General features: G+C 67.8%; 13 protein-coding genes. 5 read left to right on the top strand and 8 right to left on the bottom strand.

The window, feature by feature from the left end; all coding sequences use genetic code 11:
* Window positions 1–178: 178 nt before the first annotated feature.
* Both ASE66_RS27075 and ASE66_RS27070 read left to right on the top strand, forming a co-directional pair.
* Window positions 179–1,150, top strand: coding sequence for an AEC family transporter (locus ASE66_RS27075; RefSeq protein ID WP_057192808.1), 972 nt, complete (start codon window positions 179–181; stop codon window positions 1,148–1,150).
* 28 nt (window positions 1,151–1,178) lie between these two features.
* Window positions 1,179–2,282: a CaiB/BaiF CoA transferase family protein gene (locus ASE66_RS27070; RefSeq protein ID WP_057192807.1), complete on the top strand. Its 1,104-nt coding sequence runs from the start codon at window positions 1,179–1,181 to the stop codon at window positions 2,280–2,282.
* A gap of 3 nt (window positions 2,283–2,285) precedes the next feature.
* Here the strand turns inward: ASE66_RS27070 and ASE66_RS27065 are convergent, their stop codons facing one another.
* A complete protein-coding gene (locus tag ASE66_RS27065; RefSeq protein ID WP_057193434.1) occupies window positions 2,286–3,458 on the bottom strand; it encodes a UbiH/UbiF family hydroxylase in 1,173 nt (390 codons plus the stop codon).
* A gap of 179 nt (window positions 3,459–3,637) precedes the next feature.
* Here ASE66_RS27065 and ASE66_RS27060 point away from each other — a divergent pair, with 179 nt between their 5' ends.
* From ASE66_RS27060 to ASE66_RS27050, 3 genes are all read left to right on the top strand, one after another.
* Window positions 3,638–4,609: a quinone oxidoreductase family protein gene (locus tag ASE66_RS27060; RefSeq protein WP_057192806.1), complete on the top strand. Its 972-nt coding sequence runs from the start codon at window positions 3,638–3,640 to the stop codon at window positions 4,607–4,609.
* A 126-nt stretch (window positions 4,610–4,735) separates the two neighbouring features.
* A complete protein-coding gene (locus tag ASE66_RS27055) occupies window positions 4,736–5,788 on the top strand; it encodes a hypothetical protein (protein WP_156412344.1) in 1,053 nt (350 codons plus the stop codon).
* A gap of 102 nt (window positions 5,789–5,890) precedes the next feature.
* Entirely contained in the window at window positions 5,891–6,103 is a 213-nt protein-coding gene (locus ASE66_RS27050; RefSeq protein WP_057192804.1) for a hypothetical protein, read from the top strand.
* A gap of 12 nt (window positions 6,104–6,115) precedes the next feature.
* On the opposite strand, the gene rimO is transcribed toward ASE66_RS27050, so the two are convergent.
* The 7 genes from rimO to ASE66_RS27015 form a co-directional block, all read right to left on the bottom strand.
* Window positions 6,116–7,435, bottom strand: a complete 1,320-nt coding sequence (gene rimO, locus ASE66_RS27045; RefSeq protein WP_057192803.1) for a 30S ribosomal protein S12 methylthiotransferase RimO — start codon at window positions 7,433–7,435, stop codon at window positions 6,116–6,118.
* Window positions 7,436–7,683: 248 nt separating this feature from the next.
* Window positions 7,684–8,541 carry a sulfurtransferase gene (locus ASE66_RS27040; protein ID WP_057192802.1) on the bottom strand — a complete coding sequence of 286 codons (858 nt, stop codon included), beginning with the start codon at window positions 8,539–8,541 and terminating at the stop codon, window positions 7,684–7,686.
* A complete protein-coding gene (locus ASE66_RS27035) occupies window positions 8,538–8,975 on the bottom strand; it encodes an OsmC family protein (protein WP_057192801.1) in 438 nt (145 codons plus the stop codon). Before ASE66_RS27035 ends, ASE66_RS27040 begins: the two co-directional genes overlap by 4 nt.
* Before the next feature lie 65 nt (window positions 8,976–9,040).
* On the bottom strand, window positions 9,041–10,087 hold the full coding sequence (locus ASE66_RS27030) for a sulfate/molybdate ABC transporter ATP-binding protein (protein WP_057192800.1): 1,047 nt from the start codon (window positions 10,085–10,087) through the stop codon (window positions 9,041–9,043).
* Window positions 10,088–10,099: 12 nt separating this feature from the next.
* Window positions 10,100–10,993 (bottom strand): sulfate ABC transporter permease subunit CysW, encoded by an 894-nt coding sequence (gene cysW, locus ASE66_RS27025; RefSeq protein ID WP_082613757.1) that lies wholly within the window; start codon window positions 10,991–10,993, stop codon window positions 10,100–10,102.
* Window positions 10,986–11,831, bottom strand: a complete 846-nt coding sequence (gene cysT / locus ASE66_RS27020; protein ID WP_057192799.1) for a sulfate ABC transporter permease subunit CysT — start codon at window positions 11,829–11,831, stop codon at window positions 10,986–10,988. The genes cysW and cysT overlap by 8 nt, the downstream gene beginning before the upstream one ends.
* Before the next feature lie 3 nt (window positions 11,832–11,834).
* Window positions 11,835–12,872 carry a sulfate ABC transporter substrate-binding protein gene (locus tag ASE66_RS27015; RefSeq protein WP_057192798.1) on the bottom strand — a complete coding sequence of 346 codons (1,038 nt, stop codon included), beginning with the start codon at window positions 12,870–12,872 and terminating at the stop codon, window positions 11,835–11,837.
* Between the last annotated feature and the right edge of the window lie 102 nt (window positions 12,873–12,974).

Raw genomic sequence — 12,974 nt, 5'->3', positions numbered from 1 at the left:
TGCTTCCGCGACTCTGCCAGCTGCAATTACCGGTTGCATCGAGAGCCGCTTGGACAACCGGCCGCTCGGGGCAGTGTCCAGCGGCCCGCGCAGGCGTGCGCCTGGCCGGGTTCTCAGGCGCCGACGCCCATCCTATAAGGCGTCGCCGTCGCCATCGTCGGTCGCTCGAGATTGCCGCATGGCCGACATCGCCAGCCTGTTCAACCTGGTTGCGCCCTTCTTCGGGCTGATCCTGCTCGGCTTCCTGATCGGCCGCTACAAGCGCCTGCCCGGGGAAGGGCTGGCCTGGATGCAGTTCTTCCTGATCTATGTCGCGCTGCCCTGCCTGTTCTACCGGCTGATCGCCGACAAGCCGTTGAGCGAACTCACGAACTGGCGCTTCGTCGCGGTGACCACGCTCGCGACCTTCTGCGCCTTCGTGCTCTCTTTCGCGCTCGGCTGGCGCCATACCCAGGGCGACATGCCGCAAGCGGTGATGCAGGGCGTCGCCGGCTCCTATTCGAACATCGGCTATATGGGCCCGCCCTTGATCCTGGCGGCGCTCGGCCCCGCCGCCAGCGCGCCGGTCGTGCTGATCTTCGTCTTCGACAACCTCCTTCTGTTCTCGCTGATCCCGTTCCTGATGGCGCTGGCTGGCGTCGAGAAGAGGAGCTTTGCCGCCACGGCGGGCGAGGTGGCCTGGCGGGTCGTCACCCATCCCTTCAATGTCGCGACCGTCGCAGGCGTGCTCGCGGCCTTTCTCAAGCTCGAACTGCCGACCGCGCTCGACAAGATGACGCTCTGGCTCTCGCAGGCGGCCGCGCCCTGCGCGCTGTTCCTGCTCGGCGTCACGGTGGCGTTGCAGCCGATCCGGCGCATGCCCGGCGAACTGCCCTGGCTCGTCGCGATCAAGCTGCTGCTGCACCCGCTGCTGGTCTGGCTGCTGCTGTCGGGCCTCGGCGATTTCTCGGCGCCCTGGGTCTATGCCGCCGTGATCATGGCGGCGCTGCCGCCGGCGCTGAACATCTTCGTCATCTCGACACAGTACCGCGTCGGCATCGAGCGCGCCTCGGCCTGCATCCTCGTCGGCACCATCGTTTCGACGGTGACGCTGACGGGCTTCCTGTGGCTGGTGAAGACGGGCAGGATGCCGGCTGACCTGTTCCACTGACGGCCCGCAAGGGCTTGCGAGCCCGCCGATGCAGCCGCTCTCCGATCTTCTCGTCCTCGATTTCTCGACCTTGCTGCCCGGTCCGCTGGCGAGCCTCTTCCTCGCCGAGGCCGGCGCACGCATCATCCGGATCGAGCGGCCGGATGGCGAGGACATGCGCCGTTTCCCGCCGCGCTTCGGCGAGACCTCGGCGCCCTTCGCCGCGCTCAATCGCGGCAAGCAGAGCCTCGCCATCGACCTCAAGGCGCCCGATGCCCTGGCGCGCCTGACGCCCTTGATCGAGCAGGCCGACATCGTCATCGAGCAGTTCCGGCCCGGCGTGATGGCGCGGCTCGGCTTCGGCTACGAAGCGCTGAAGGGGCTCAATCCGCGATTGGTCTACTGCTCGATCAGCGGCTTCGGCCAGGACGGCCCACGCGCCTTCGAGGCTGGCCACGACATCAACTACCAGGCGATCGGCGGGTTGCTCGGCCAGTCGCTCGCGCGCGGCCGGCAGGCGCCCCTGCCGCCGACCCTGGTCGCCGACATCGCCGGCGGCGCCATGCCGGCAGTGATCAACATCCTGCTCGCCTTGCGCGAACGCGACCGCTCCGGCCAGGGCTGCCATCTCGACATCGCCATGACCGACGCGATGCTCGCCTTCTCCTGGTACGCCTTGGCGCAGGGGCAGGCCTCGGGCCGCTATCCCAACGGCGGGGAGGGGCTGCTCACCGGCGCCAGCCCGCGCTATGGCCTGTACGCGACGGCGGATGGCTGGTTCCTCGCCGTCGGCGCGCTCGAGGAGAAGTTCTGGACGAATTTTTGCGAGGGCATCGGCCTCGATGCCGGATTGCGCGACGACCGGCGTGATCCCACGGCGACGCAGTCCGCAATCGCCGCGATCATCGCGTCCCGGCCGGCGGAGCATTGGCGAATAGCGATCGAGCCGCTCGACTGCTGCTGCACCGTGGTCAGGACGCTCGATGAAGCGCTGGCCGATCCGCAGCTGACCGCGCGCGGCCTGCTCGACCGGCAGGTCGAGGAGCCGGGCGGGCGACGCATGGTCTCGACGCCGCTGCCGCTCGCGCCGGTCTTCCGCGACGCCGTCCCGGCGCTGCGGGCGAGCCCACCGATCGGCGATTACGAGATCTGAGGCTCAGCCTGCGGCAGTGCCGCCCGCGAGCCCCTGGCGCATCACCAGGCGGCGCAGCGGCGCGATCCGCGACAGCGCCAGCAATCCGGCGCCGCGCATCAGATCGGCCGGCAGGAGATCGGTCAGCAAGGTCCGATTGAGCGCATCGACCGCGCCGGTGCGCAGGCGCACATCGGCCTGGCGCGAGCGGTCGTATGCCGAGAGCGCGTCCGCCTCGCCGGGATCGTCCGCGCCGGCGACGGCATCGCGCAGCGCCGCGACGTCGCGCAGGCCGAGATTGAGCCCCTGTGCCCCGATCGGGGGGAAGACATGCGCCGCTTCGCCGATCAGCGCCATGCGCGCAGCGGCGAAGCGATCGACCGAGAGGCCGCCCATCGGCACGCGCCCGCGTGGGCCGGCGAGCGTCATCGCGCCGAGGATCGAATGGGTCCGGCGTTCGACCGCGCGGGCGAAGGCGATATCGTCGAGCCCGGCGATGCGCTCGGCCTCGCCTGGCTCGACCAGCCAGACCAGCGAGGAGCGCCGGCCGGACATCGGCACCAGCGTGCACGGGCCGGAGCGGGTGTGGAACTCGGTCGAGGCATCCTGATGCTCGCGGCGATGGCTCAAGATCGCGGTCAGAGCGACCTGCGGATAGCTCCAGTCGCGCGCGGTGATGCCAGCGGCCTCCCGGACGCGCGACTTGCGGCCATCGGCGCCGACGACAAGCCGCGCCGCGACCGGTGCGAAGCCATCGCCGGCCAGATTGACGGCGTCGGCACCTGCCGTGATCTCCGTCACCGCCTGCGGGATCATGCGGATGCGCGGCTCGGCCACCGCTTTCGCCGCCATCGCCTCGACCAGCGCGGCGTTCTCGATGTTCCAGCCGAAGGCCGGCAGGCCGAGCTCGGCCGCCTTGAACTCGACCGGCGGCTGCCGGAACAGGCTGCCGGTGTCGTCGACCAGCCGCATCAGCGCGAGCGGCGCCGCGACCGGGTCCAGCACCTCAATCAGGCCGAGCGCTTCGAGCAGGCGCCAGGAGCCGTCGAGCAAAGCGACGGTGCGGCCGTCGCGCGGCGCGCTCGCCTGCCCGAACAGCACGACCTCGCGCCCGGCTGCGGCGAGCGAAAGCGCTGCGGCGAGGCCGACAGCGCCGGCCCCGACGATGGCGATGTCGCAATGCTGCTGATCCGTCATGGCCTTTGGGTAGCCCAAGCCGGCGGCACTGGCGAGCGCCTGCTTGCCGCAGCTCCTAGCTGATCATGCAAATTTGCCGGCACGCTTCGGCGCCGTACGCCTGCCTGACACGCACTGCGCCGTTGCGCCGGAGGAAGGCTAGTCCCTATCGTTGCGGCCATCGACATCAGGAGATCGCCATGGCGAAAGCTATCCGCGTACACAAGACCGGTGGACCCGAGGTTCTGCAGCTGGAGGAGGTCAGCCTGCCGGCGCCGGGGCCGGGCGAGATCCTGATCCGCAACCGCGCCATCGGGCTGAACTTCATCGACACCTATTTCCGCACCGGGCTCTACCCGGCGTCGCTGCCGATCACGCTCGGCAATGAATCGGCTGGCGATGTGCTCGCTGTCGGCCCTGGCGTCAGCGATTTCAAGCCGGGCGACCGCATCGCCGTCGTCGCAGCGCACGGCGCCTATGCCGAGGAGCGCATCGTTCCGGCCTCGGCTGTGGTCGCCTTGCCGGACAACGTCTCCTACGAGGCTGCCGCCAGCATGCTGCTGAAGGGGCTGACCGCCGAGTACCTGCTCCACCGCACCTATCCGGTCAAACCGGGCGACACGATTCTGGTGCATGCCGCAGCCGGCGGCACCGGCTCGATCCTCTGCCAATGGGGCAAGGCTCTGGGCGCGACCGTGATCGGCACGGTCGGCAGCAAGGAGAAGGCCGAGCTCGCCAAGGCGAACAAGGCCGACCACGTCATCCTCTATCGCGACGAGGACGTTCCGGCGCGCGTCAAGGAGATCACCGCCGGGAAGCGTTGCGATGTCGTCTATGACGGCGTCGGCAAGGACACCTTCATGGGCTCGCTCGACTCGCTGAAGCCTTTCGGCCTGCTGGCCAGCTTCGGCAACGCCTCGGGCGCGGTCGAGGCGTTCAATCTCGGCATCCTTTCGGCGAAGGGCTCGCTCTATGTCACCCGTCCGACGATGAACACGCATACGGCCAACCGTGACACGCTGGTCGCGATGGCGAAGAATCTGTTCGAGGCCGTCGGTTCCGGCAAGGTCAGCGTCGCAATCAATGCCCGCTTCGCACTCAAGGACGCCGCCAACGCCCATCGCGCGCTGGAAGGGCGTGGCACCACGGGCTCGACGGTGATCGTGCCGTAGCGGCGGCGCAATTTCCGCCTGAATCGAAGGTTATGCGAACTGCGGTCCGGCCAGGCGGCCGGACCGTTTCCGTTTCAGGTATCCCGCTTGCGCATCGCCAGGGTCATTGTCTCGTCGAGCATCATCGTGGCACTCGCAGTGGGCAGTGCCGTGATCGCTCCGCCGGCCCTGCAGAGCTGGCAGCTTCAACAGGTGAAAGATGATCCCGCCGAGCTGTCGCGGCTTCGCCTTGCCGGCATCGCGACGCAGGATCGCATCGCTCATGAGATCGATCGGGCGCTGGCGGCCGGCGATCTCGGTCTCGCCGAGAGCTTCATCACGCTGGCGACCGAGCGCGGAATTGCCATCGCACCCGAACGCATCGCGCGGACCGAAGCCTTGAAGGCGAACGCGCTGGCTCAGGCCGTCTCCGATTTCGGCCACGGCTTCATTGCCGGCGAACGCGAGAGCGATGCCGCCTTCGCCGGCGCGCTGGTGGGGGACATCAGCGGCTTCGGCGACCTGCGCGATCTCGCCCGCGAGGGGCGCAAGTTCATCGACGGCGAGCGGACGGATGAGACGGTGCTGGCGCTCGCCGCGGTCGGCCTGGCGATCACGGCTGCGACCTGGATCAGCCTCGGCGGCGGCCTTCCCGCCCGCGGCGGCGTCAGCGCGGTCAAGGCTGCGAGCAAGGCCAAGCTGCTCTCCCCGGTGCTCACCGCCAACCTCGGCCGCATGGCGGCGGGCGCGGTCGACCGGCCGGCCCTGGCGACGAGCCTCGGCGCGGCAGCACGTCTGGACCTCGCGGCGGCGAAAGCGGCCGCTGGCGGCATCGTCCGGCCGGCGGCGCTGGCGCGCTTCACCACACTCGGCCAGGACGCCGGCGCGCTCTACGCCCGTACCGGCCAGCGCGGCTTGCGCCAGGTGCTCGCCGTCGCCGAGGATGCCGGCGACGTCGGCCGGGCAGCGAAGCTCGCAGCGGCCAAGCCGTCGACGGCGCGCGCAGTCCTGAAGCTGCTCGGACGCTCGGCTCTCGTGCTCGGCGCTCTCAGCCTGCAGGCAGCCGGCTGGATGCTGGCTCTGCTCGGTTATGCCTTGGCCATTGCCATGGCGGCGCAGCGCTTCGGCTGGTGGCTTGGTGGGCTCGGCCGAAAGCGCCGCGCACTGGCCCACGCAGAGGCGTCCGCGGCAAGCACCTGACGTAGGTGGAGCAAGAAAAACGAAAATTCCGAAACCTGAAAGCGAAAGCCTGCCTGGAGCCGGCAAAGCGGGACCAACAACAAGAACTTTGGTCCCTACGTCATGTCCCCGTTTTTTCGCCGCCTCGGTTTCATCCTCTCCTTCGCCATCGTCGCGATGGCGCTCCAGGCGCAGCTCACCGCCCGTCCGACGCTCCGGCTCGCCACTCAGGTCAGCGATGCGCAGATCGTGTTCGAGAAGTCGTCGCGGCCGCGCGTCGGCCGTGTCACCGAAGCGCGTCGCATGTCGCGGCCCGTGCCTGTGGCACTTGCGTGAGACGATTCTGAATCAGACCGCCATGCCGTGCAGGTCATAGGCGTCCGCGCGCTCGACCTTCACCGTGACGATATCGCCCGGCCGGAGCGGCCGGCGGCTCGACACATAGACATTGCCGTCGATCTCGGGCGCATCCCATTTCGAGCGCCCCTTGGCGACGGTCGGCCCGGCCTCGTCGATGATCACTTGGATACGCTTGCCGACGCGCGCCTTGACGATGCGGGCCGAAACCTCGGCCTGCGTCTTCATGAAGCGGTGCCAGCGCGCCTCCTTCTCGTCCTCGTCGACCAGCGGCAGGCCGAGATCATTGGCGGTCGCGCCCTTGACCGGCTCGTATTTGAAGCAGCCGACGCGCTCCAGCTTCGCTTCCTTCAGCCAGTCGAGCAGGAAATCGACATCCTCCTCGGTCTCGCCGGGGAAGCCGACGATGAAGGTCGAGCGGATGGCGAGGTCCGGGCAGATCTCGCGCCACTTCCGGATGCGTTCCAGCGTCTTCTCGTGATGGGCGGGCCGGCGCATCGCCTTCAGCACGGAGGGGGAGGCGTGCTGGAACGGAATGTCGAGATAGGGCAGCACATGCCCTTCCGCCATCAGCGGAATGACCTCGTCGACATGCGGATAGGGGTAGACGTAGTGCATCCGCACCCAGACGCCCATCTGGCCGAGCTCGCGCGCCAGCTCGAAGAAGCGGGTGCGGACCTCGCGATCCTTCCACATCGAGGGTGCGTATTTGATGTCGAGCCCGTAGGCGCTGGTGTCCTGCGAGATCACCAGCAGTTCCTTGACGCCGGCCTTGACCAGCTTCTCGGCCTCGCGCAGCACGTCGCCGATCGGGCGCGAGACCAGGTCGCCGCGCAGTTTCGGGATGATGCAGAAGCTGCAGCGGTTATTGCAACCTTCTGAAATCTTTAAATAAGCGTAGTGCCGCGGCGTCAGCTTGATGCCCTGGTCCGGGACCAGATCCAGGAAGGGATCGTGCTTGGGCGGCACGGCCTGGTGCACGGCCGAGACGACGCTCTCATAGGCTTGCGGCCCCGTGATCGCGAGCAGGTTCGGGAAGGCGTCGCGGATTTGCTCGGGCTCGGCGCCCATGCAGCCGGTGACGATGACCTTGCCGTTCTCGGCCATGGCCGAGCCGATCGCCTCCAGCGATTCCTGTTTGGCGCTATCGAGGAAGCCGCAGGTATTGACGATCACGACATCGGCGCCCGCGTGGGTCTTGCTGAGCTCGTAGCCCTCCGAGCGCAGCGAGGTGATGATGCGTTCGGAATCGACGAGCGCCTTGGGGCACCCGAGAGAGACGAACGAGATTTTCGGCGCGACGGCATTCATCGGCGGCAGAACTCGGAAAACGGAGCAAGGGAAGGGCGCGGCGAAGCCGGCGCGTTGGCGCCTCCTTTGATCCTTTTTGGACAAATTTGCAAATGCGGGGCGGGCAGATGGGCGCTGAAGCTTCGACCGCAACCCTCTCCGTCATTGCGAGGAGCGCAGCGACGAAGCAATTCAGGGGCGGCAGAGCTCTAAGTGCCCCAGGATTGCTTCGCTTCGCTCGCAATGACGTCGCGCGGTCGGCTGCAGCTTCAGCCCGCCTCGACCGGCCGCTCCGGATCCTGGGTCCAGTCGGTCATCGAGCCGTCGTAGAGCGAGACCTCGTCGCGGCCGAGCAGCTCCGACATCACGAACCAGTTGAGCGAGGCGGTATGGCCTGTGTTGCAATAGGAGATCGCCGGGCCCTTCGGCACCGGGCCGAATAGGGCGCCTAGGTCTCCGGCCGGCTTGAACCGTCCGGTCGCCGGATCGAAGGCCGCGGCGTAGTCGCGCGAGACGGCGCCCGGGATGTGTCCAGCGCGCGTCGCCTCGGCCGCCTTCTCCTTGCCTTCGAAATAGCTGGTCGAGCGGGCGTCGACGAGCGTCGCGAGCTTGCTGCGCGAGGCGACCAGCGTGGCGTCGGCGGTGCTGCGCAGCTTCTGCTGCACCACGACCGGGTAGGGCGATGCCGACGCCGGCTTGGATGGCCCGGTCTCGATCGGCAGGCCCGGAGAGGTCTGCCAGCCCTTGAAGCCGCCGTCGAGGATCGCCTGCTGGCCGTGGCCGATCAGCTTCAGCGTCCAGTAGACGCGCGTCGCGGCGGCGAGGTCGCTGGCGGTGAGCCCGGCCGGCACGATCACGGCCTTGCTCGGCGGGATGATGCCGAGCCGGCCAGCCAGTGCGGCGAGATGGTCGAGCGGCGGCAGCATGCCAGGCGCATTGCCAACCTTGGCGCGCCAGCCATCGGCGGCGTAGTCGCTGTGCACCGCGCCGGGGATGTGGCCGGCCTCGAAAGCCTGGCGTCCGCCTTCGGCGGCGGCGCGAATGTCGATGATGACGAGTTCGGGCGAGCCCAGCGCTCCGGCCAGGACTTCGGGGGATACCAGCCCCGAGGTCGGGATATCCGTCATTCCGCGGCCTCCTTTTGCAGTTCGTCGATGACCGTGAGCGAGGTGCTCATCTCGGCCGTCGCCCCCAGCATGATCGAAGCGGAACAGTACTTTTCCTTCGACAATGTGACGGCGCGTTCGGCCTTGGCCTGCGACAGGCCGCGGCCGCTGACGCGGTAGGCGATGTGGATCTTGGTAAAGACCTTGGGATCCTCGGTCGCGCGCTCGGCCTCGACTTCGACGTCGCAACCGGTCACCGCCTCGCGCCCCTTCTTGAGGATCTGCACGACATCGAAGCCGGTGCAGCCGGCGAGCCCGATCAGCAGCATCTCCAGCGGCCGGATGCCGATATTGCGGCCGCCATATTCGGGCGCGCCATCCATCATCACGGCGTGGCCGCTGCCAGCTTCGCCCATGAAGGCCATGCCCTCGACCCAGCGTGCCCGTGCTTTCATCGCGCTCTCCTCCGTTCGTTCTGCCTCAGGGATAACCCGCCAGGCAGGCAGAGGCGAGGGCGGCTTCAGGCCGCAGCAAACAGGTTGCCATGCGTGATGCGCAGCCGGATGCGTTCTCCGATTGCCGGCGCGACCTGGCTGGCAAGGTCGACATCGAGCCGCTTCGGCAGCCCCTCGACAGCGACTTCGGCGCGGCGCAGCGGCCCGTTGCGCCTGAGATGCTCGACCACGCCCGGCAGAGCCAGCGGCGCATCATCGACGATGCGCAGGTGCTGCGGCCGGACATAGAGCGAGGCCGGCCCGCCCAGATTCTGGCGCAGGCCGCCGAGCACCGGACGATCCTGGAAGAAGGCCTGGCTGCCGACGACCTTGACCGGCAAATGATTGGCGTCGCCTAGGAACTGGCAGACGAAAGGCGTCGCCGGATGGTCGTAGACATCGTCGGGCGAGCCGACCTGTTCGAGCCGGCCGTCATGGAGAATCGCGACCCGGTCGGCCAGCTCCAGCGCCTCTTCCTGGTCATGCGTGACGAAGACGGTGGTGTGGCCGGTGTGCCGGTGCAATTCACGCAGCCAGGCGCGCAAATCCTTGCGGACCTTGGCGTCGAGCGCACCGAAGGGTTCGTCGAGCAGCAGTACACGCGGCTCGATCGCCAGCGCCCGGGCAAGCGCGATGCGCTGGCGCTGGCCGCCGGAAAGCTGGCTCGGATAGCGTTTCTCCAGCCCGGGCAGCTGGATCAGCTCGAGGAGGTCGGAGACGCGCTTTCTTATCTCGGCGGGGCTCGGCCGCTCGGCGCGCGGCCGCGATTTCAAGCCGAAGGCGATGTTCTCGCCGACGCTCATCGTCTTGAACAGCGCATAGTGCTGGAAGACGAAGCCGATCCGGCGCTCGCGCAGCGAGAGCTCGCGCGTATCGGTCTCGCCGAAGAGCACGCGGCCGCGCTCGGCCTGTTCCAGCCCGGCGATGACGCGTAGCAGCGTCGTCTTGCCCGAGCCGGACGGGCCGAGTAGCGCGACGAGCTCGCCCGGCTGGATGTCGAGCGAGACGCCGCGCAGAGCGGGAAAGTTCTGGAAGCGCTTCTCGACGCTTTCGATGGTGACGGCGACCGACATGGGCTCTTCCACTCAATGACGGCGGCTGGCGGCGATCGCGTCGGCGAAGCGCCATTCCAGCACGGTTTTCAGGACGAGCGTGATGAGGGCCAGGCCCGCCAGCAGCGAGGCGACCGCGAAGGCGGCGGCGCCCATGTACTCGTTGTAGAGAATCTCGACATGCAGCGGCATGGTGTTGGTCAGGCCGCGGATCTTGCCCGAGACGACGGCGACCGCGCCGAACTCGCCCATGGCGCGGGCATTGCAGAGCAGCACCCCGTAGAACAGGCTCCACTTCACATTCGGCAGGGTGACCGTGAAGAAAGTGGTCCAGCCGGAGGCACCGAGCGTCAGCGCCGCCTCCTCGTCGGCCGAGCCGAGCGATTGCATGTGCGGGATCAGTTCGCGCGCGACGAAGGGAAAGGTGACGAAGATCGTCGCCAGCAGGATCCCCGGCACGGCGAAGACGATCTTGATGTCGTTGGCCGCGAGCCACGGACCGAAATAGCCCTGGGCGCCGAAGAGCAGCACGAAGACCAGGCCCGAGATCACCGGCGAGACCGAGAAAGGCAGGTCGATGAAGCTGATCAGCAGGTTTTTGCCGCGGAACTCGAACTTGGCGATCGCCCAGGCCGCCGCCAGGCCGAAGACCACGTTGAACGGCACGGCGACCGCCGCGACGAACAGGGTCAGGCGGATCGCCGCCAGCGCATCGGGTTCGAGGATCGCCTCGCGATAGGCATGCCAGCCGCGCGCGCTGGCCTCGACGAAGACCGAGATCAGCGGCAGGAACAGGAAGAGGCAGAGGAAGGCGAGCGAGACGGCAACCAGCACGAACTGGACCAGGCGGGATTCGCCCTTGACGCGCCGGGCGGCGCGGGCGGGAGCGAGATCCTCGATCTGATAGGGCAGGCTGGCGTCAGACATCGCCGAATCTCCGGCGGGCGCGGGCCTGGATCAGGTTGACCAGCAGGATCAGGGCGAAGGACAGAAGCAGCATGATCGTCGCGACCACGGCTGCCCCGGCATAGTCGAACTGCTCCAGGCGGATCACGATCAGCAGCGGCGCGATCTCGGACACCATCGGCACGTTGCCGGCGATGAAGATCACCGAGCCGTATTCGCCGACGGCGCGCGCAAAGGCGAGCACGAAGCCGGTCAGCAGCGCCGGCAGCACCGGCGGCAGCAGCACGGTGAAGATGGTGCGCCAGCGGCTGGCGCCGAGCAGGGCCGCGGCCTCCTCGATATCGGCCGGCAGCTCTTCCAGCACCGGCTGGATCGTGCGGACGACGAAGGGCAGGCCGATGAAGATCAGAGCCACCATCACGCCGAGCGGCGTATAGGCGACCTTGATGTCATAGGGCGCGAGCAGGCCGCCGACCCAGCCATTGGGCGCATAGATCGCCGCGAGCGAGATGCCGGCAACCGCCGTGGGCAAGGCGAAGGGCAGGTCGACCGCCGCATCGATCAGGCGCTTGCCCGGAAAGTCGTAGCGGACGAGGACCCAAGCCAGTATCAGCCCGAATACCGCGTTGATCGCCGCCGCGAAGAGCGCGCCCAGGAAGGAAAGCTTCAGGGCGGCGAGCGTACGCGGCGAGGTCGCCACCGCCCAGATATCGGCCGGACCGGCGCTCGCCGCCTTGAGGAACAAGGCGGCGAGGGGAATGAGCACGACCAGCGACAGCGCCGTCACGGTGATGCCCAGCGCCAGGCCGAAGCCGGGCAGGATGCTGGGCTCGCGCCAGCGGAAAACTGCCGCCGTCATGGCTCAGCGCGCCGGCTTGTAGAGCTGGTCGAAGGTGCCACCGTCACCGAAATGAGTGGGCTGCGCCTTGGCCCAGCCGCCGAAGCTCTCGTCGATGGTGACGAGCTCGACCTTCGGGAAGCGGGCGATGTCCTTCGGGTCGGCAGCTTCCGGATTGCGCGGGCGGTAATAATGCTTGGCGATGATCGCCTGGCCCTTCGGCGTGTAGAGGAACTCGAGATAAGCCTGCGCCTCGGCACGCGTTCCTTTGGCATCGACATTGCCGTCGACGACCGTGACCGGCGGCTCGGCCAGGATCGAGAGTGAGGGCACGACGATGTCGAACTTGTCCTCGCCGAACTCCTTCAGCGCTAGGAAGGCCTCGTTCTCCCAGGACAGGAAGACGTCGCCGATGCCGCGCTGGGTGAAGGTCGTGGTCGCGCCGCGTGCGCCGGTGTCGAGCACCGGCACATTGGTCAGCAGCTTACCGATATAGTCGCGGACCTTGGCCTCGTCCTTGTTGAAGGCCTTCTCGGCATAGGCCCAGGCGGCGAGATAGTTCCAGCGGGCGCCGCCCGAGGTCTTCGGATTCGGCGTGATGATCTGGACGCCCGGCTTCACCAGGTCGCCCCAGTCCTTGATCGCCTTCGGATTGCCCTTGCGAACGAGGAAGACGATGGTCGAGGTGTAGGGCGAGGAGTTCTGCGGCAGGCGCTTCTGCCAGTCGAGCGGCAGCTTCTTCGAGCGCTGCGCGACGGCGTCGATGTCGCCGGCGAGGGCCAGCGTCAGCACATCGGCGTTGAGGCCGTCGATGACGGTGCGGGCCTGTGCGCCCGAGCCGCCATGCGACTGCCGGATCGTGCTGATCTTCTTGGCGTTCCTGCCATTCCAGTCGGCGATGAAGGCAGTATTGATGTCGCGATAGAGCTCGCGGGTTGGATCATAGGAGACGTTGAGCAGCTCGGTCTGGGCCCGAGCGCCGCTGATCACGCCGAAGCACAGGGCGAAGGCTCCGAGCGTCAGGCCGGCTTGCAGCAGGCGGTGAAGTCTCTGTCGCGTCATCTCAGTGCTCCGTGTCGGACAGTCCGGAAAGCCGCCGAAACGGCTCAAAACTGTTCTTAAAAACAAACAGAACGTACTGAATTGGCGGTCATCGCTCAACTG

The sequence above is a fragment of the Allobosea sp. Root483D1 genome (assembly GCF_001429505.1).
Taxonomy (GTDB): domain Bacteria; phylum Pseudomonadota; class Alphaproteobacteria; order Rhizobiales; family Beijerinckiaceae; genus Allobosea.
The sequence above is the reverse complement of the archived record's forward strand: the minus strand, read 5'-3'. Positions and strand labels throughout refer to the sequence as shown.